This is a genomic window from Sphingopyxis sp., from assembly GCF_019459305.1.
GTDB lineage: Bacteria > Pseudomonadota > Alphaproteobacteria > Sphingomonadales > Sphingomonadaceae > Sphingopyxis.
In genome coordinates this window covers 1-17,184 of the sequence record NZ_JAIBES010000038.1, presented here as the reverse complement: position 1 = coordinate 17,184, position 17,184 = coordinate 1, and the positions used below count along the sequence as shown (strand labels likewise).

The window sequence follows — 17,184 nt, the reverse complement described above, 5'->3', positions numbered from 1 at the left end:
TTGGGGGCGATCGCTAGCGGTTGCCGGCTAATACGGGCGGCGCCAATTGAATTAGCCCGCCGCCCCCGCGACGGCGGGGGCCGCAGTCGGTTTACGCAGCGGTGAAGAGAAAGGTGGCCAACGGCCCGCCTTCGCGGGGGCGACGGCCTAATTCAATTCGCGCCGCCCGTATTCGCCGGCAACCGATAGCGATCGCCCCCAATCGCAACCTCGATCATGCCGTCGCCGACAATCGTCACCTTCGCAGGCTCAGCCCCATCCGCCGACACGACCCCGCGCCCGTCCGTCGTGATCTGCAAGCGGCGATAGCCGACGTTCGGCCGCCCGACGACCAGCACCGTCCCATCCACACCGCTCATCTCCTCGACGGTGCAGGTGCGGTCGAACGGCTTGGCGCCCTCCAGCGCGCATTCTATATGCCCGCTTGCCGCCGCCTCGCGCGACCCGCGCGCTTCGGCTTCGGCGAGATCGCCATTCTCGGGCGCGCCGCCGCATGCCGCGAGCACCAGGAACCCCGCAATTCCCCCCAGCTTCCGCACTACTTGCCCTTCAGCTGCGACATGTCGCGCACCGCGCCGCGCGCGGCGCTCGTCGTCATCGCGGCATAGGCTTGCAGCGCGACAGACACCTTGCGCGGGCGCGGCTTGGCGGGTTGCCAGGCGGCATCGCCCTTCGCCTCCATCGCCGCCCGCCGTGCCGCCAGCTCGGCATCGGGTACGGCAAGATTGATCGTGCGGGTCGGAATATCGATCTCGATCAAATCGCCGTCTTCGACCAGCCCGATCAGGCCGCCCTCGGCGGCTTCGGGTGAGGCATGGCCGATCGACAGGCCCGAAGTACCGCCCGAAAAGCGCCCGTCGGTGACGAGCGCGCACGCCGCGCCCAGTCCCTTCGATTTCAGATAGCTGGTTGGATAGAGCATTTCCTGCATCCCCGGCCCGCCCTTCGGTCCCTCGTAACGGATGACCACCACGTCACCCGCAACGACCTGCCCGGTCAGGATGCCCGCAACCGACGCATCCTGACTTTCGAACACCTTGGCCGGACCCGAAAATTTCAGGATCGCTTCATCGACCCCGGCGGTTTTCACGATGCAGCCATCGATCGCCAGATTGCCCGACAACACCGCGAGCCCGCCGTCCTGGCTGAACGCATGGCTTGCCGAACGGATCACGCCGGTTTCACGATCGAGATCAAGCGATTCCCAGCGCCGTTCCTGGCTGAATGCCACCTGCGTCGGCACCCCGCCCGGCGCCGCCATGAAGAATTTCTGCACGTCAGGATCATTCGTGCGCGAAATATCCCATTTGTTCAGCGCATCGCCCAACGTCGCGCTGTGTACCGTGGGCAGATGCGCGTGGAGCAAGCCCGCGCGCTCGAGCTGGCCAAGGATCGCCATGATCCCGCCGGCGCGGTGGACATCCTCCATATGCACGTCGCTCTTCGCAGGTGCGACCTTTGACAGGCATGGCACGCGGCGCGACAGCCGGTCGATGTCGCTCATGGTGAAATCGACCCCCGCTTCGAACGCCGCCGCAAGCAGATGCAGCACCGTGTTGGTCGACCCGCCCATCGCGATGTCGAGGCTCATCGCATTCTCGAACGCCTCAAAGGTCGCAATATTGCGCGGCAGGACACTATCGTCGTCCTCCTCATAATGCCGCTTGCACATCTCGACGACGATCCGCCCGGCGCGCAGGAACAATTCCTTGCGGTCGGCGTGGGTCGCGAGCGTCGAACCATTGCCCGGCAACGACAGTCCCAGCGCTTCGGTCAGGCAGTTCATCGAGTTGGCGGTTAACATCCCCGAACACGACCCGCAGGTCGGGCACGCCGCCTGCTCGATCGCCAGCACTTCCTCATCGCTGTATTTTTCATCCGCCGCAGCAACCATCGCATCGACCAGATCGAGCGCGACGGTCTTGCCCTTCAGCACAACCTTGCCGGCCTCCATCGGCCCGCCCGACACGAACACCACAGGGATATTGATCCGCAGCGCCGCCATGAGCATGCCGGGCGTGATCTTGTCGCAGTTCGAAATGCACACCATCGCGTCGGCGCAATGCGCGTTGACCATATATTCGACCGAGTCGGCGATCAGGTCGCGGCTGGGAAGCGAATAGAGCATCCCGTCGTGACCCATCGCGATCCCGTCATCGACCGCGATCGTGTTGAATTCCTTGGCAACCCCGCCGACCGCCTCGATCTCGCGCGCGACCATCTGGCCCAGGTCTTTCAGATGGACATGGCCGGGGACGAACTGGGTGAAGCTGTTGACCACCGCGATGATCGGCTTGCCGAAATCGCCGTCCTTCATCCCCGTCGCGCGCCACAGCCCGCGGGCACCCGCCTGATTGCGGCCATGCGTGGTCGTGCGCGAACGATAAGAAGGCATTTTCTGTTTTCCTAGAAATAATATTACAATTTATTGAGAGAGAAAGCGCCTCTACACGCCTAGCCCGCAATGTTCAACGCCACTTTCTGGCACATTCGCGCCAGCCGCGCGGCAAACTGCGCCTGATCCGCGGCATCGCCGACCAGATCCTGCCGCATCTCGATCCCGACATAGGGAATGGCATTGCCCTCGGCATGGCGGTTCATTGTCGCGTTGAGCAGCTTGCCCGAATAGGGCAGCTGGTCGCCAACATTAAGCCCCTCGGCCGCCAGCGCTGCGATCGCCGCCGCAGCCAGCCGGTCGTCCTCATTGTACAGCACCCCGACATGCCATGGCCGCACCTGCTCTGGATGCGACGCCAGCGACGGGGTAAAGCTGTGCAGCGACAGGATCATCGCAGGGCGATGGGCGGCAATCGTCGCCGCAATATGCGCGTGATAGGGCCGGAAGAATCGCTCAAGCCGCGCCTCGCGGCCTGCGTCGTCCAGCGCATTGCCCGGCACCGCATGCCCGTCGCTCGCGATCGGCAGCACCCCCGGCGCCTCCTCCTCGCGGTTGCAATCGACCACCAGCCGCGACACCCCACCCAGAATCGCCGCGTCGACGGCACCGCTCTCGACCAGCAACTCCGCCACCTCGGCCACCCCGATATCGATCGCGATATGGTTGGTCAGCAGCGCCGCATCGATCCCCAGATCGATGTCATCGGGGACATGGTTCGACGCATGATCCGCGATCAGCAAGATGCCGCCCGTGCGCGGCGTCCCCAACTGGCGCGACGCCTCGCTCATCGCAGCGCGCCCGCCATTTGCCACCAGTGCGGATGACTCTGCGCCAGCGAAACCGCCGCTGCGTCGCGCTCAGCAGCCGCATCGAACAAGGCAAAACAAGTCGCGCCCGATCCCGACATCCGCGCCAGCCACGGCCGCAGCGCGCCGAGTTCGAGCAGCACATCGGCAATCGCCGGACACTGCGCCGTCGCGGGACGCTGCAAATCATTGCGCGCCGCCAGCAACTGCGCCCGCCCCGCCGGATCGCCGAACAATTCCCCGCGGTCGATTCCGTCCCACGCCGCAAACACCGGCCCCGTCGCAACCGGCTGGCAGGGATTGACCAGCAGCACCGGCGTCCCGCCCAGCCGCAGTTCCGGTACGGCGCTCAATTCCTCGCCAACCCCGACCCCCAAGCAAGTCGCACTCGCCACGCACGCGGCAATATCGGCCCCAAGCGGGCTGATGATCCGCGCCAGCACCGCATCGCCCAGTTCGGGCAGGAAATGCCTCCGCACCAGCCGCGCCGTCGCCGCCGCATCGGCTGACCCGCCGCCGACCCCCGCCGCCACGGGCAAGGCCTTGGTCAATGTCACCGCCAGCGGCGGAACCCGTTCGGCGCCATAGCGCGCGCGCAGCAAGGTGAGCACCTGCAAGACCAGATTGTCGCCACCCGCGCTGAGCCCCTCGGCAAACTCTCCAACGATCGTCAGCCGATCCGCCTCCGCCACCTCGGCGACAATCCCGTCGCCGCCATCGACAAAGGCAAACAGAGTTTCAATCTCATGATATCCATCGCTCCGCCGCGCCCGCACGTGCAGCGCCAGGTTGATCTTCGCCCAGCCCGTTTCCTGCATCACCTCGCTCATGGCGCCGTCGTCGCCGCGGTCAGCCCGTCGCGCAGCTTTGCCGCCAGCCGCGTCGCCATCTCGGCCTCGGCGACCAGCGCCGCGGCGCGCCATTTGTACCGCGCCTCGAATTTGCGCCCCGCCTGCCAATAGGCATCACCCAGATGCTCAACGATCACCGCATTGACTGGCTCGCCGCGCTGCGCCTTTTCGAGCAACTCGACCGCATCGTCGGTGCGCCCGGTCAGGAAATAGGCCCAGCCGAGCGAATCGGTGATGCTCGCATTTTGCGGCTCCTGCGCCCACGCCGCCTCGATCCGCGCCAGCGACAGCTTGACATCCTTGCGCCGTTCGAGCGCCGAATAGCCCGCGAAGTTCAGCACCGCGGCATCGTTCGGGCGCAGCGCCACCGCACGTTCCATCAGCGGCGCCGCGGCATCCCATTCATCCGCCCGCAACAGCAACTCCGCGCGCGCGATCAACAACGAGCCGCGCAGGATCTGGTCGCCCTCGTCCTCCCCCAGCGCCGCCTCCAGCCGTTCATAAGCGTGCGCAGCGGCCTTCGGATCGTCCGAGCGCCGCGCAATATCGGCCAACCGCACGAGCAGGCTACGCGGCGCATTACCCGCCGCCGCCGTTTCAGCCAGCTTCGCTGCGCCTGCCAGATCGCCACCATCGGCCAGCAATTCGGCGCGCCGCATCGCCAGCACCGGCGGCAGTCCGGCGCGCCCGCTGTCGAGCAACGCCGCCGCTGCATCGCGCTGGCCGTTGCGGTCGAGCGCCTCGGCCAACGTCGCGCGCACCGCCCAATCCGCATCGTTGAGCCAAAAGGCGGCGCGCGAAAACAGCAACGGCAGTTTCGTATTGCCGTTCGGCACCCGCGCCAGCCCATCGGCGAGCAATCCCAGCCACTGCGCCACCCCGGCATGTGGCGTCGTGACCGGCTGATCGGGCAGCAACAGCATCGGATCCTCGCGCTGCCCCGCCGCCAGCGCGATCCGCCCGCGCAGCCGCTGCGCCGCATCGACCTGCCCCTCCTTGTCGAGCGTCGCCGCCAACCGCAGCCCGACCAGCTGGCTCGTCCGGTCAGTCAAGACTATCTCGTCGGTCAGCACCGCTGATTCATCGGCGCGCTTGGTTGCCAGCTGGACCAGCGCGACCTGCAAGGTCAGCGCCGGTTCGGGACGCGTCCGGCCGCTGACGTCCAGCAAATGCCGTTCGGGCTGCTTTTCGCGCGCACCCACGTCGATCCACGCGTTGACCGTCGGCAGGATCAGCCGTGCGATCGTGTCGGCGCCCGTCTTGTCGCCGCGCCCCGACATCATATCGCGCGCAGCTTTCCAGTCCGACCGCCGCATCGCATCGACCAGCAGAACCAACTGCGCGTCGAATCGGCGGTCGCCAGCGGTCCAGAGCTGCAACGCCGCAGTGCGCGCGGCGGCGAGGTCGCCCGCTTCGATCGCCTGTTCCAATATCCGCCCGCGCACCCCTGGCAGGCCAGGCGCCAGGCTCGACACATCGGTCAGCGCCGCCAGCGCCGCCGCCGGCTCACCCCCCGCTTCGGCCAGCCGCGCCCGCACCAGCGCGTTCAGCGCCGCGCCCCCATCGTCGGCGGCCTGCACCGGACAAGCCGCGGTGAGCACGCCAACGGCCAGAAAACCCCGCGCGAATTTACATATTCGGGTAATTGGGGCCTCCCCCGCCTTCGGGGGTGACCCAGTTGATATTCTGGGTCGGATCCTTGATGTCGCACGTCTTGCAATGGACGCAGTTCTGCGCGTTGATCACGAATTTGGGATCGCCCTCTTCCTCGCCGACGATCTCGTAAACCCCCGCCGGGCAGTAGCGCTGCGCAGGTTCATCATACAACGGCAAGTTGTACGCCACCGGTATCGACGGGTCTTTCAGCTGCAAATGGACCGGCTGGTCTTCCTCATGGTTGGTGTTCGACACGAACACCGACGACAGACGGTCAAAGGTCAGCACCCCGTCGGGCTTCGGATAATCGGGCTTCGGCATCATGTCGGCGCGGTACAGGCTTTCATTGTCCGGATGATGCTTCATCGTGAACGGAACTTTGATCTTGAGCGTTTCCAGCCACATCGTGATCCCAGACAGGATCGTCCCGCCCAGGTCGCCCCATTTTTCGACGAGCGGCAGCACGTTGCGCACGACGCTCAGCTCTTTCTTGACCCAGCTGTCGTCATAGGCCGCCTGATAGGCATCGAGCGTGTCGCTGCCGCGTCCCGCAGTCACCGCCGCGAACGCTGCTTCGGCCGCCATCATCCCCGATTTCATCGCGGTGTGGGTGCCCTTGATGCGCGGCACGTTCAGGAAACCGGCGCTGTCGCCGATGAGCGCGCCGCCGGGGAACGCCAGCTTCGGCACCGACTGATAGCCGCCGTCGCTGATCGCGCGCGCGCCATAGGACACGCGCTTGCCGCCCTTCAAAATCTTCGCGATCTCGGGATGCGTCTTCCACTTCTGCATCTCCTGGAACGGGGAGATGTGCGGATTACGGTAATTGAGCCAGGTCACGAAACCCAGCGCGACCTGTCCGTTCGCCTGATGATAGAGGAAGCCGCCGCCATTGGCATGTTCGTCGAGCGGCCAGCCCTGCGTGTGGATCACCCGGCCCTCGGCATGGTTCTCGGGCTTGACGTCCCACAATTCCTTGACGCCCAGCCCGTAAACCTGCGGCTCGCAATCGGCGTCGAGCGCGAATTGCGGCTTCAGGATCTTGGTCAGATGCCCGCGCACGCCTTCGCCAAAGAAGGTATATTTGGCGTGAAGTTCCAGTCCCGGCGCATAATCCGCCTTATGGCTGCCGTCGCGCGCGACGCCCATGTCGCCGGTCGCGACGCCTTTGACCGAGCCATCGTCATTGTAGAGAATTTCCGCGGCGGGAAAGCCGGGGAAAATTTCGACCCCGAGCCCCTCAGCCTGCTCGGCAAGCCAGCGGCACAGATTGCCCAGGCTGCCCGTGTAAGTGCCCTTGTTGTGCATGAAGCCGGGGGTGATGATGTGCGGCACCCCGATCTTCTTGGTCTTGGTCAGCACCCAATGCTGGTTGTCGTTAACCGGCACCTGGGCCATCGGACAGCCTTGGGTCCGCCATTCGGGCAGGAGTTCATCGAGCGATTTGGGATCGATCACCGCGCCCGACAGGATATGCGCGCCGACCTCGGACCCTTTTTCCAGAATACAGACCGACAGCTCGCTGCCCGATTCACTCGCCAATTGTTTGAAGCGGATCGCCGCTGAAAGTCCCGCCGGCCCAGCACCGACGATGACCACGTCATAGGGCATCGATTCCCGTTCGCTCACTTGGCTTACCCTTTCTGCCGTCCCGGCGCCGATCGTTCATCGTAAGCGGCGCTCATTCTGTCACGAAATGCGATGCCCGCCAATTGACGTGTCCGTCAACAGGCTGTTTGGATAAATCACATGGGTGGGCAATATTCAGCCAAGCTAGCGGAAAGCATAAGCGACTGGTGGTCGCTGGCGGGCGTCGATGCGCTCGTTGGTGAGGAACCGGCGGGTTGGCTCGTCCTGCCACCGGCAAATGACGCTGCGGCACCGAGGCACAAACCTACCATCGCCCCCGAACCCGAAGCCACTCCCCTGCCCGCCATTTTGCAGCGTCAGGAAGCACCGCAACCGGTCGAAGCCAAGGGACCGGTCGTCTTTCCCGACGCGTGGGACGAATTTCAGCACTGGCTGGCGACGAGCGACGATGTCCCGGGCAGCCAGTGGGACGCTCGCCGCATATTGCCGGTCGGCCAGACAGCAGCGCCGCTGATGCTGCTCACCGCCTGGCCCGAAATCGAGGACCAGCGCGACGGCGCGTTGTTGACCGGCGCCGCGGGCCAGTTGCTCGATGCAATGCTGCGCGCCATCGGGACGACGCGCGATGCCTGTTATGTTGCCAGCCTCGCGGTCACCCGCCCCGCGGGCGGCCGCTGCGACGGCGCCGAGGCCGCCGAACTCGACCGACTGCTTTGGCATCACCTGCGGCTCGCGAACCCCAAACGGCTACTGCTGATCGGCAGCGACATCGTGCGGATAGCGGCAGCGAGCGAATTGCCCGAATCACGCGGGAAGTTACTGAATATTAACCAAGATGGCGGCAAGGTGGAGACGGTGGCTGTGGCGCATCCTGCGATGCTCCTAGCCCGGCCCGCGCAAAAGGCGGCGGCATGGGACAGCCTGAAACTGCTCAACCGGGGACGTTGACAGATGAACATGATGACCAGGACTTTTCTTTCCGGCGCGATTTTGGCGGCAGCCGCTGCGGCAATGCCCGCCATGGCGGCCGATGCCAGCAGCCGCGACGTCGCGGCGGCCCCGCAAACCGTGCCCGACATTTTATCGTCGAAACAGAAACAGCTTTATACGCAGGTGCTCACCGCGATCCGCGGCCAGCGCTGGGCCGACGCAAAGGCACTTCTCGATAGCTCGGACAACGGCCCGCTCACCGATTTCCTGCGCGCCGAACTGCTGACCGCACCGAACAGCCCGCGCGCCGAAGTCGCCGACATCCTGCCGATCCTGTCGCGCTCGCCCTATCTGCCGCAGGCCGAACAGCTCGGCCGCCTCGCCACCAAACGCGGCGCCACCGACCTGCCCTCGCTCCCCTCGCAAGCCCGCCTTGCCTGGGCCGGCAGCGCCCCCCGCCGTCTGGGCGCCGACGCGGTCAGCAGCGACCCCGTCGCCGCCGCGCTGACCCGCACCATCCCCGACCGCATCAAGAACGACGACCCCGCGGGCGCCGAAGCCTTGCTCAACGCGGTCGCCGACCGGCTGACCCCCGAAGCGCGCGACGAATGGCGGCAAAAGGTCGCTTGGTCCTATTATATCGAAAATGACGATGCGAACGCGCTGCGCGTGGCGCTCGCCTGTACCTCGGGCCGCAGCAGCTGGGCGACGCAGGGCGCGTGGGTGCAGGGTCTCGCCGCATGGCGCCTGCACGATTATCCCACCGCGCTCGTCGCCTTCGACCGCGTGTCGCGCGAAGCCCCCGACAGCGAATTGCGCGCCGCGGCCTATTATTGGGCCGCCCGCGCCGCCATCGCCGCCGGTCAGCCCGCTGCGGTGCAGTCGCGCCTGCGCTCCGCCGCCGCCAACGAAGAAACCTTCTACGGGATGCTCGCGGTCGAAACGCTCGGCGTCGCGGCGAACAGCCAGCGCGAACTGGTCCGCCCCGACCGCTCCGCCTGGCGCGCGCTCGAAAACCTGCCCAACGTCCGCGCAGCGATGGCGCTCGCCGAAATCGGCGAAGACAAATATGCCGATGCAGTCCTCCGCCATCAGGCGCGGATCGGCGATATGCGGCAGCACGAGCAATTGCTCGCCATGGCGGGCGCGCTCAGTCTTCCCGAAACGCAGCTCTATCTCGCGCATAACACGCCGCAGGGGCGCAAGCCCGCCGCGCAGGCCCGCTATCCGCAGCCCAAATGGGAACCCAATGGCGGGTGGAAGGTCGATCCGGCGCTCGTCTTTGCCCACACCTTGCAGGAATCGCGCTTTCAGCGCGCCGTGGTCAGCCCGGCGGGCGCCAAGGGATTGATGCAAGTGCGTCCCGGCACGGCACGCGACGTCGCGCGCTGGCGCGGCGACACCATCGACACGCGCGACCTGTCGATCCCCGCGGTCAACATGGACATGGGGCAAAGCTATCTGCAATATCTCGCGCGCGACGCCTCGACCGGCGGCCAGCTGCCCAAGGTGATCGCCGCGTACAACGCCGGCCCCGCCCCGATCGCGCGCTGGCAGTCCGAAATCCGCGATAATGGCGACCCGCTGCTCTACATGGAATCGATCCCCTATTGGGAAACGCGCGGCTATGTCGGCATCGTGCTGCGCAATTACTGGATGTACGAGGCGCAGCAGGGAAAACCGTCGGTCAGCCGCGCCGCGCTGGCGCAGGGCAAATGGCCGCGCTTTCCTGACGGCAAGGACCGCACCCGGCTGACCTATGCGGGCGGTTTGGCCAATGCCGATTGACGAAAGCCTGACCCTCAAACCGGTCCGGATCGCGTTGCTGACGATTTCCGACAGCCGCAGCGCTGCCGAAGACCGCTCGGGCGACAAGCTCGAAGAACTGCTGACTGCCGCAGGCCACATCCTCGCAGCGCGCGCGATCATCAAAGACGAGACATCGCTGATCGTTTCGCGCCTCCACAACTGGATCGACGACCCCGAGGTCGATGTCGTCATCACCACTGGCGGCACCGGCCTGACCGGCCGCGACGTGACCCCCGAGGCGCTGCATCGGCTCGATGGCAAGGACATTCCCGGCTTCGGCGAGCTGTTCCGCTGGCTCAGCTATCAGACGATCGGCACCTCGACGATCCAGTCTCGCGCCTGCGCCGTTGTCGCGCGTGGTACCTATATCTTTGCGCTGCCGGGATCGACCGGCGCGGTCACCGATGCGTGGGAAGGCATTTTGGAAACCCAGCTCGATAGCCGTCACAAGCCGTGCAATTTTGTGGAACTAATGCCGCGGTTGATGGAATAACCAGGAAAACCGTCTCCTCCGCAAAAGCGGGGGCCGCTAGACTGTTCAACCCAGCGGCGTCGAGTAGGCCGATGGCGGCCCCCGCCTTCGCGGGGGCGACGCATATTTGTTCTTTATTTGTTCTCGTTAAACAGATAAACTCTTTCCGTGAAACCCACCAAACCCCTCCCCCCAATCTGCGGTCGCGGCGCTCCCGCCAACCCGCGCCCGACGCGCACCGGATCGCTCGACCGTGAGCCCGACGGCGACTGGCTCGACGCCGCCGAATTGATCGACGACGCCCCACCGCCGCTGCGAACGACCGTCACCGTCGAACATCCCAAAACGATCATCGCGCGCAACACCTCCCCCGACATCGGCTTCGACCGCTCGATCAATCCCTATCGCGGCTGCGAGCATGGCTGCATCTATTGTTACGCGCGTCCGACCCACGCCTTTCACGATCTTTCGCCCGGACTCGACTTCGAAAGCCGCCTGTTCGCCAAGCCCGACGCGGCCAAGCTACTACGCGCCGAACTCGCAAAGCGCGGCTACACTCCTGCTCCGCTCGCGATCGGCACCAATACCGATGGTTACCAGCCGATCGAGCGCGAATGGGGAATCACACGCTCGGTGATCGAGGTGCTCGCCGAGACGCGCCACCCGCTGCTCATCACCACCAAGTCCGATCGCCTGCTCCGCGACATCGACCTGCTCGCCGACATGGCGCGCGACAATCTGGTCGGCGTCGCTATCTCGGTCACGACGCTCGACCCGGCAGTCGCGCGCACGCTCGAACCGCGCGCCCCGCATCCCAAGCGCCGCCTTGCCGCGATCCGCCAGCTAATCGATGCCGGGGTACCGACGCAGGTCAATATCTCGCCGATCATCCCCGCGATCACCGATCACGAGATCGAAGCGATCATGGCCGCCGGTGCACAGACAGGCGCGATCCGCGCCTCCTACATCCTAATGCGCCTGCCCTACGAAGTCGCGCCCTTGTTCCGCGCGTGGCTCGCCGCGCACTATCCCGACCGCGCCGACAAGGTGATGCACATGGTGCAGGACATCCGCGGCGGCCGCGACAATGACTCCGGATTCTTCACCCGCATGAAGGGCCAGGGCGTCTGGGCCCAACTGATCCGCACCCGCGTGAAACGCGCTGCGCGGGAGCATGGCATGGATCGCAGCTTTCCGCCGCTGCGCTCGGATTTATTCAGACCGCCTGAGCGGGATGGTCAGATGGAGCTGTTTTGAATCCAAACCGTCGCCCAATGCACAATCTGTCATTGCGAGCGAAGCGTAGCAATCCATAGCGGTTTACGCCGTCCCTAGATTGCTGCGCTTCGCTCGCAATGACGAGAGATTGCAGGCAATTATGCCTCGGCCAGCGACTTCAGCTTATAATCCTTATAGTCGTCCCGGATCTTCCGCTTCAAAATCTTCCCCGTCGCCGTATGCGGCAACTCGTCAACAAACACGATCTCGTCAGGCAGCCACCATTTGGCGATCTTGTCCTGCAGATATTCGACGATGCTCGCCTCGCTCACCTCGGCCCCTGGTTTCTTCACGATCAGCAGGATAGGCCGCTCGTCCCACTTCGGGTGATAAACCCCGACCGCCGCGGCTTCCTGCACCCCCGGCGCACCCACCGCGGCATTTTCCAGTTCGATTGACGAAATCCATTCGCCGCCCGACTTGATCACATCCTTCGCCCGGTCGGTGATCTGCATGACGCCATCGGGATGGATCACCGACACGTCGCCCGTATCGAACCAGCCGTCGGCATCCGCGGCATCGCTGTCGGCCCGGAAATAACGCTGGATGATCCACGGCCCGCGGCATTGCAGCCGCCCGCTCGTCACGCCGTCGCGCGGCAATTCATTGCCTTCGTCGTCAACGATGCGCAGCTCGACCCCGAACGGCGGACAGCCTTGCCGCGCCACCACATTGACGCGCTCGTCGAAACTCATCTCGTCCCAGTTCCACGGCCGCTTGCCCATCGTCCCGATCGGGCTGGTCTCGGTCATCCCCCACGCATGGCCAACGTCGATCCCCGCCTTCATAAAGCGTTCGATCATCGCCCGAGGGCAAGCCGATCCGCCGATGATGACGCGGTGCAGCTTGCCATAGTCGATTCCCGTCGCGTCCATATGCGCGAACATCGCGATCCACACCGTCGGCACCCCGGCGCTGTGCGTCACGCCTTCGCTATGCATCAGGTCGCACAGCACCGCCGCGTCGTTGGTCGCCGAAAAGACCAGCTTCGCCCCCACCGTCGCCGCGGCAAAAGGGATGCCCCAGCTGTTGGCATGGAACATCGGCACGATCGGCAGAATCACGCTGCGGTTCGACATGTCGAACACGTCGGGCTGAATTTCGGTGATCGCGTGGATGACGTTCGAGCGATGCTCGTACAGCACGCCCTTGGGATTTCCCGTCGTGCCGCTCGTGTAGCAAAGCCCGACCGGGTCGCGCTCGTCGAGCTCGACCCATTCGAAACTGCCGTCCTCTGCATCGATCAGGTCGCGGTACGACAAATAGCCGTCCTGCTTCGGTGAATCGAACAATATGAAATGCTCCACCGTCGGCAACTGGCTGCGCAGCCGCTCGACGATCGGCAGAAACATCGCGTCGAACAGCAGCACGCGGTCCTCGGCATGGTTGATGATATAGACCAGCTGCTCGTCGAACAGCCGCGGGTTGACCGTGTGCAGCACGCCGCCCATGCCCGCACTGCCGTACCAGCTGACCAGATGATGGCCATGGTTCATCGCCAGCGTCGCGATGCGATCGCCCTTCTGCATCCCCAGCTTGACCATCGCCGCGGCAAACCGCCGCGCATCCTGCCCGACCTCGCCCCAATTCGATCGCGTCAAACTGCCATCGGCCCAGCGCGAGACGATTTCGCGCCCCGCATGTTCGCGCGCAGCATGGTCGATCAGGCTGGTGACCAGCAGCGGCTGGCTCTGCATTCCGGACATTTGGGCATTCCTCTCTTGTTTCCCCAAGGGATAAGGCGAGGACGGCGCTTTACGCAAGCGTGAAGCGGGATCAGCGCACCCGAAAATCGCGCGGCGTCACCAGCGACAGCGCGGTTTCGCTTATCCCGGCGACGGTTTCGAGCCGCGAGACAACATCGGGGCCGAGCGCGAAGCGGCGCCCCAGGCATATCCTGATCTCGCCGCCGGTGTCGGGGTCGTCCGCCACGACCATCACCTTGCCGCGCGCATCGTCGCGTTTTTCCAGCAGGCGCGCCATGTCAGCGATTGCTTCGGGCAGCGCCACGCGGCACTTCAGCTCCAGCGCCGCGGTCGCCGCAATCTCCGCCAGCGGCTGCGCGCCGCGCACCGTCACGCGCGGCGTTTCTTCTCCTTCGAGCAGGTCGAGCTCGACTGACAGGATCGCACAGCCGCCATCGACCGCCAGCGTTTCCAGCAGCTTGCAAGTCTGTTCGTCGAAACAACTCGACTGGAATTGCCCGCTGCGGTCGGACAGCGTCAGATTGAGGAACCGGTTCCCGCGCTGCGACACCCGCGCCTTGGCGTTTTCAACCATCCCCGCCATCATCATCGGGATCCGCGTCCCCGGCGTCATTTCGACCTGCGAACAGATGTCGCCGTAAGTTCGCGCCCCGCGCGCCGCGACGATCGCCTCATATTGCTCGACCGGATGCGACGAGAAGTAGAATCCGAACGCCTCTTTTTCGCGCGTCATTCGCTCGGCGAGTGTCCACGGTTCGGCGGTCGGCAATTGCAGCACCGGCGCGACGTCGATGTCGCCGCCGAACAGCCCGCCCTGCCCGGTCGATCGCTCGTGCGCCGAGCTGTTGGCACAGGCGAGCAGGCTTTCGGCCCCGGCATAGGCGCGCGGACGATTGGGCTCGATACTGTCGAACGCCCCCGCCCCCGCCAGCGCTTCAATCTGCCGCCGGTTGAGCAGCTTGGGGTCGATCCGGTTCGCAAAATCATCGAGGCTGGCAAAATCGCCCTTCGCCTGGCGCTCGGCGACCAGCGCCTCCATCGCCCGCTCGCCGACCCCTTTCAGCGCGCCCAGCGCAAAGCGCACCGTCAGTTCGTCGCCGCTCTGCCCGACCGAAAAATCGGCCTCGCTCTCGTTGATCGACGGCGGCGCCACCGCAATGCCCGACCGGCGCATATCGTCGATAAAGATCGACAATTTGTCGGTCTGGTGACTGTCGAACGACATCGATGCGGCGAAAAACTCGTGCGGATAATGCGCCTTCAGCCAGGCTGTCTGATACGACAGCAACGCATAGGCCGCCGCGTGGCTCTTGTTGAAGCCATAGCCCGCAAATTTATCGATCAAATCGAACAGCTCGTTCGCCGCCTTCGGCGCGATCTGGTTATGCTCGCCGCACCCTTTGACAAAGGTGTCGCGCTGCGCGTCCATTTCGGCCTGAACCTTCTTGCCCATCGCGCGGCGGAGCAGGTCGGCGCCGCCGAGGCTGTAGCCCGCCAGGATCTGCGCCGCCTGCATCACCTGTTCCTGATAGACAAAGATGCCATAGGTTTCGGCGAGAATGCCCTCGAGCAGCGGGTGCGGATAGGCGATCGCCTCGCGCCCGTTCTTGCGCGCCCCGAACAGCGGGATATTGTCCATCGGTCCGGGGCGATAGAGCGCGACGAGCGCGATGATGTCGCCGAAATTGGTCGGTTTCACCGCCGACAGCGTGCGCCGCATCCCTTCGGATTCCAGCTGGAACACCCCGACCGTCTCACCGCGCTGGAGCAGTTCATAGACCGCCGGATCTTCCCACGCGAGCGTATCAAGATCGACGTCGATGCCGCGCAGCGCGAGCAGGCGCCGCGCCTCTTTCAGCACCGACAGCGTCTTGAGCCCGAGAAAGTCGAACTTCACCAGCCCAGCGCTCTCGACATATTTCATGTCGAACTGCGTCACCGGCATGTCCGAGCGCGGGTCGCGATAGAGCGGCACCAGCTGGTCGAGCGGGCGGTCGCCGATCACCACCCCGGCGGCGTGTGTCGAACTATGACGTGGCAGGCCTTCCAACTGGCGCGCCATGTCGAACAGGCGGCGCACCCCGTCGTCCTGCTTATATTCGGTCATCAGCTCGGACACGCCGTTCAATGCGCGCTCAAGCGTCCACGGATCGGTCGGATGGTTCGGCACCAGCTTCGCCAGCCGGTCGACTTGGCCATAGCTCATCTGGAGCACGCGCCCGGTGTCCTTCAGCACCGCGCGCGCTTTCAGCTTACCAAAGGTGATGATCTGCGCGACGGTGTCGCGGCCATATTTTTCCTGCACATAGCGAATGACTTCGCCGCGCCGCGTTTCGCAGAAATCGATGTCGAAGTCGGGCATCGACACGCGCTCGGGGTTGAGGAAGCGTTCGAACAGCAACCCCAGCTTGAGCGGATCGAGATCGGTGATCGTCAGCGCCCACGCGACCACCGAACCCGCGCCCGAACCGCGCCCCGGCCCGACCGGAATATCCTGCGCCTTCGCCCATTTTATGAAGTCGGCCACGATCAGGAAGTAGCCGGGGAAGCCCATCTGGGTGATCACCCCGACCTCAAAATCGAGCCGGTCGATATAGGTCTGGCGCTCCTCGTCCGACAGCTCGGCATAGAGCGCCAGCCGCGCGTCAAGCCCTTCACGCGCGTCGCGCGCCAGCTGCGCCGCCTCGGCCTCGCGATCACCCGCGAGGCTCGGCAGGATCGGGGCGCGGTTCGGCGCCATGAACGCGCAGCGCTGCGCGACTACCAGGCTGTTGCGCATCGCCTCGGGCAGGTCCGAAAACGCATCCTCCATCGCCTCGGCGGGCTTCAGCCACGCCTCGGGACTGCTCACGCGGCGGTCGGTGCTTTCGACATAGGCCGATTGCGCGATACAGAGCATGGCGTCGTGCGCGGGGTGGAATTGCGGTTCGACAAAGCTCGCCGGGTTCGTCGCCACCAGCGGCAGCGCGCGCGCATAGGCGAGGTCGATCAGCACCTTTTCAGCGGCGATCTCGGCCGCGTCGCCGCGGCGCGAAAGTTCGATATAGAGCCGCCCGGCGAACAGCGCCTCCAACTCCTCGATATAATCATTCGCCGCGACTGTCTGCTCGCCCGCCAGCAAGCGCGTCAGCGCGCCCTCGCCGCCCGCGGTCAGGCAGATCAGCCCGTCGGTCCGCCCCGCCATGTCCGCCAGCGTGACGTGCGGGTCCATCTCGACCGGGCGGCCCAGATGCGCGTGCGACACCAGCGCGCACAGATTACCATATCCCGTCTCGTCCTGCGCATAGAGCGCCAACCAGTCGATCTGCGGCGCGCCGTTCGCCAGCCGCTGCCCCGGCCGCGCGACGCTGAGCAGCGCCCCGACGATCGGTTGCACCCCCGCCGCCTTGCACGCATCGCCAAACGCCATCGCGCCGTACAGCCCGTTGCGGTCGCAGATCGCGATCGCCGGAAACCCGCGATCGCGCGCCGCCTTGGCAATCGCCTTCGGCTCGATCGCCCCTTCGAGCATCGTGTAGCTGGAAAAGACGCGCAGGGGGACAAAGGGGCTGTAGGCCATACGAGCGACGCTAGGCATATGTGCCGATTCGGGGAAGGCCCGAATAATAATCGTCGCCCCCCCGCAGGCGGGGGCGCGGGGGGGGGGGGGGAAGGGCGCTTTTCGGCCCCCCCCTAGCGGGGGGGCGGG

At 65.3% G+C, this 17,184-nt stretch carries 12 protein-coding genes; 4 read left to right on the top strand and 8 right to left on the bottom strand.

Annotated features, from left to right (window positions below):
• Positions 1-152: 152 nt before the first annotated feature.
• From K0M74_RS04215 to K0M74_RS04190, 6 genes are read right to left on the bottom strand one after another with little or no spacing between them, the layout of a single operon-like run.
• Positions 153-539: a hypothetical protein gene (locus K0M74_RS04215; protein ID WP_293968406.1), complete on the bottom strand. Its 387-nt coding sequence runs from the start codon at positions 537-539 to the stop codon at positions 153-155.
• The gene (gene ilvD / locus K0M74_RS04210; protein ID WP_293968404.1) at positions 539-2,395 is read right to left on the bottom strand and encodes a dihydroxy-acid dehydratase; all 1,857 of its coding nucleotides are present in this window, start codon (positions 2,393-2,395) and stop codon (positions 539-541) included. Before ilvD ends, K0M74_RS04215 begins: the two co-directional genes overlap by 1 nt.
• 59 nt (positions 2,396-2,454) lie before the next feature.
• Entirely contained in the window at positions 2,455-3,186 is a 732-nt protein-coding gene (locus tag K0M74_RS04205; protein WP_293968402.1) for an N-formylglutamate amidohydrolase, read from the bottom strand.
• A complete protein-coding gene (locus K0M74_RS04200) occupies positions 3,183-4,034 on the bottom strand; it encodes a 4-(cytidine 5'-diphospho)-2-C-methyl-D-erythritol kinase (protein ID WP_293968400.1) in 852 nt (283 codons plus the stop codon). Before K0M74_RS04200 ends, K0M74_RS04205 begins: the two co-directional genes overlap by 4 nt.
• On the bottom strand, positions 4,031-5,656 hold the full coding sequence (locus K0M74_RS04195; protein WP_293968398.1) for a hypothetical protein: 1,626 nt from the start codon (positions 5,654-5,656) through the stop codon (positions 4,031-4,033). The genes K0M74_RS04200 and K0M74_RS04195 overlap by 4 nt, the downstream gene beginning before the upstream one ends.
• Positions 5,657-5,684: 28 nt before the next feature.
• Complete coding sequence (locus tag K0M74_RS04190; protein WP_293968396.1) at positions 5,685-7,340, bottom strand: electron transfer flavoprotein-ubiquinone oxidoreductase; 1,656 nt, start codon at positions 7,338-7,340, stop codon at positions 5,685-5,687.
• Between the two features lie 120 nt (positions 7,341-7,460).
• Here K0M74_RS04190 and K0M74_RS04185 point away from each other — a divergent pair, with 120 nt between their 5' ends.
• The 4 genes from K0M74_RS04185 (at position 7,461) to K0M74_RS04170 (ending at position 11,769) form a co-directional block, all read left to right on the top strand.
• Positions 7,461-8,249 (top strand): uracil-DNA glycosylase family protein, encoded by a 789-nt coding sequence (locus tag K0M74_RS04185; RefSeq protein ID WP_293968394.1) that lies wholly within the window; start codon positions 7,461-7,463, stop codon positions 8,247-8,249.
• Between the two features lie 3 nt (positions 8,250-8,252).
• On the top strand, positions 8,253-10,019 hold the full coding sequence (locus K0M74_RS04180) for a lytic transglycosylase domain-containing protein (RefSeq protein ID WP_293968392.1): 1,767 nt from the start codon (positions 8,253-8,255) through the stop codon (positions 10,017-10,019).
• A complete protein-coding gene (gene moaB / locus K0M74_RS04175; protein WP_293968390.1) occupies positions 10,009-10,533 on the top strand; it encodes a molybdenum cofactor biosynthesis protein B in 525 nt (174 codons plus the stop codon). The genes K0M74_RS04180 and moaB overlap by 11 nt, the downstream gene beginning before the upstream one ends.
• A 174-nt stretch (positions 10,534-10,707) precedes the next feature.
• A complete protein-coding gene (locus K0M74_RS04170) occupies positions 10,708-11,769 on the top strand; it encodes a PA0069 family radical SAM protein (RefSeq protein ID WP_293968410.1) in 1,062 nt (353 codons plus the stop codon).
• A gap of 119 nt (positions 11,770-11,888) precedes the next feature.
• On the opposite strand, the gene K0M74_RS04165 is transcribed toward K0M74_RS04170, so the two are convergent.
• Positions 11,889-13,487, bottom strand: a complete 1,599-nt coding sequence (locus K0M74_RS04165; RefSeq protein WP_293968408.1) for a long-chain fatty acid--CoA ligase — start codon at positions 13,485-13,487, stop codon at positions 11,889-11,891.
• A gap of 79 nt (positions 13,488-13,566) precedes the next feature.
• Positions 13,567-17,055: a DNA polymerase III subunit alpha gene (gene dnaE, locus K0M74_RS04160; RefSeq protein ID WP_293968388.1), complete on the bottom strand. Its 3,489-nt coding sequence runs from the start codon at positions 17,053-17,055 to the stop codon at positions 13,567-13,569.
• Positions 17,056-17,184 lie beyond the last annotated feature (129 nt).